The sequence below is a fragment of the Fundidesulfovibrio magnetotacticus genome (assembly GCF_013019105.1).
Taxonomy (GTDB): domain Bacteria; phylum Desulfobacterota; class Desulfovibrionia; order Desulfovibrionales; family Desulfovibrionaceae; genus Fundidesulfovibrio; species Fundidesulfovibrio magnetotacticus.
This window is the reverse complement of record NZ_BLTE01000041.1, coordinates 1-1,594: the sequence shown is the minus strand read 5'-3', so window position 1 is coordinate 1,594 and position 1,594 is coordinate 1. Positions and strand designations below refer to the sequence as shown.

Below are 1,594 nucleotides of genomic sequence, written 5' to 3'. Positions count from 1 at the left end.
AGCGAACCCTGCAACGATTTCGGCAGGTGCTCGCGCTCGAAGTGCTCCATGATGTCCGTGGTGAGCCGGTAGAGGGGATCGACGCGCTCAAGCTTCCTGCGCACCAGATCGATGCGCTCGCGCACGCGGTGCTTCTTGGCGTCCTCGAAGTCCAGACGGTGGCGCTTGTGGTGGTACTCGTTCAGATCGCGCAGGATGTACCAGCGCAGCTGACCGGCCACGTCGGCGGCGGGCGACCCAGGCCCCAGAGGATTTCGCATTGACATGTCAACAAATACACGCAAAACGATAGCAGCCAACGAAATTGAGGTGTTCATGGACGACGACAATCCCAGCGACGAGCAGGAGCGAAAACCGGACCGCATCCCCATCGAGGAATTCGACAAGATGCGCATGCCCTTGATCGTGCGCTTTCTCTATGAAATGGGACTGGTGTTCACGGCCATCGTCATCGCGGCAAGCGCGGTGGGATTGATGGAATTGGTCAAGAGGATGGCACGATGAAGAAGTATGACTGGCGCTCAGCTGACATGATGAAATTTTTCTTTTACGTCATCATGTATTTTATTGCAATCAGGCAATTTATAACATGTTATCTCCACACCTCTTCGTGACAGGCATCACAATGTACGACAAGCCTGACAAATTTGAATCTTTATTCACGCTTATTCACAACATACTTCTTGCATACATCATTCACATTGCATATAGCTACTGCTAACAACCAGCTTTGAAACGGATAACATGAGGGCCTGGGCAATCCAGGCCCTCATGCGCCGCTAGCGACGTCCTATTCCTTCAAAGTCTTGCCCGTTCATACCTGTAACATCCTGTTCTGGGTACGCAGGATTATTCAGATTGAATTCTGTGTTATTTGCCACAGCAAGTCCAAAAGGAACGGAACCTTTTTTCAGCAATAGACCGAGGGGAGCAGGCGCTATTTCACCAGCCCCGAACATCAGTCCGCCAGCAGTTGTCCCAACGTATCCTGCGATTTTCGCATTCTGTGCTCGGCGTCCGGCTTCGGCGTCCTCTTCCCGCTGTTCCATTTCCATTTTGTCCAATCGAGCCTGAATCTTCTCTCTCTGCTCTGACACCTTCACATCCGTTGCAATCTCCATCTGACGGTTGGCAATCTCGGCGTTAACAGCAGGGTCCACCAGAGGGGGGTCGGTCGGCGCTTGCTGCTGCGTGATCCGATCAAATGCATCCCGCGTGGCGGGGTTTATGCCGCTTCCGTTCTGCTGAGCCTGTCCGTAGCTGTCCGCCACGGTTTTCACGTACTTCTCGTCACCCACGTTCATTCTCCTTGGGTTTGCACGCACGGGGCGGCCCGTCCGCGCGCTGAAGCGGTCCCGCCGCCGGGGCCTGGGCCTCGGCGGGTCAGGACGCGCTGCCGCCCTGGTGCGTGCGCGCGACCATCTCGTCGGCCACGGCTCGCATTTCCTTGTAGAAGTCCAGGAACTCGTGCGGGCAGCGCGTGAAGAGCCGCTGGAGCGAACCCTGCAACGATTTCGGCAGGTGCTCGCGCTCGAAGTGCTCCATGATGTCCGTGGTGAGCCGGTAGAGGGGATCGACGCGCTCAAGCTTCCTG

General features: G+C 56.0%; 4 protein-coding genes. 1 reads left to right on the top strand and 3 read right to left on the bottom strand.

Annotated features, from left to right (window positions below; translation table 11 throughout):
- The coding region (locus tag NNJEOMEG_RS20190) for a hypothetical protein (RefSeq protein WP_173087278.1) at positions 1-260 on the bottom strand (260 nt) is incomplete at its 3' end.
- A gap of 55 nt (positions 261-315) precedes the next feature.
- Between NNJEOMEG_RS20190 and NNJEOMEG_RS20185 the strand changes: the two genes are divergently transcribed.
- A complete protein-coding gene (locus NNJEOMEG_RS20185) occupies positions 316-504 on the top strand; it encodes a hypothetical protein (RefSeq protein WP_173087277.1) in 189 nt (62 codons plus the stop codon).
- A 275-nt stretch (positions 505-779) separates the two neighbouring features.
- Here NNJEOMEG_RS20185 and NNJEOMEG_RS20180 read toward each other — a convergent pair whose 3' ends face one another.
- Positions 780-1,298 (bottom strand): hypothetical protein, encoded by a 519-nt coding sequence (locus tag NNJEOMEG_RS20180; protein WP_173087276.1) that lies wholly within the window; start codon positions 1,296-1,298, stop codon positions 780-782.
- Positions 1,299-1,383: 85 nt separating this feature from the next.
- Positions 1,384-1,594: hypothetical protein (locus NNJEOMEG_RS20175; protein ID WP_173087275.1), on the bottom strand; the 211-nt coding region annotated here is incomplete at its 5' end.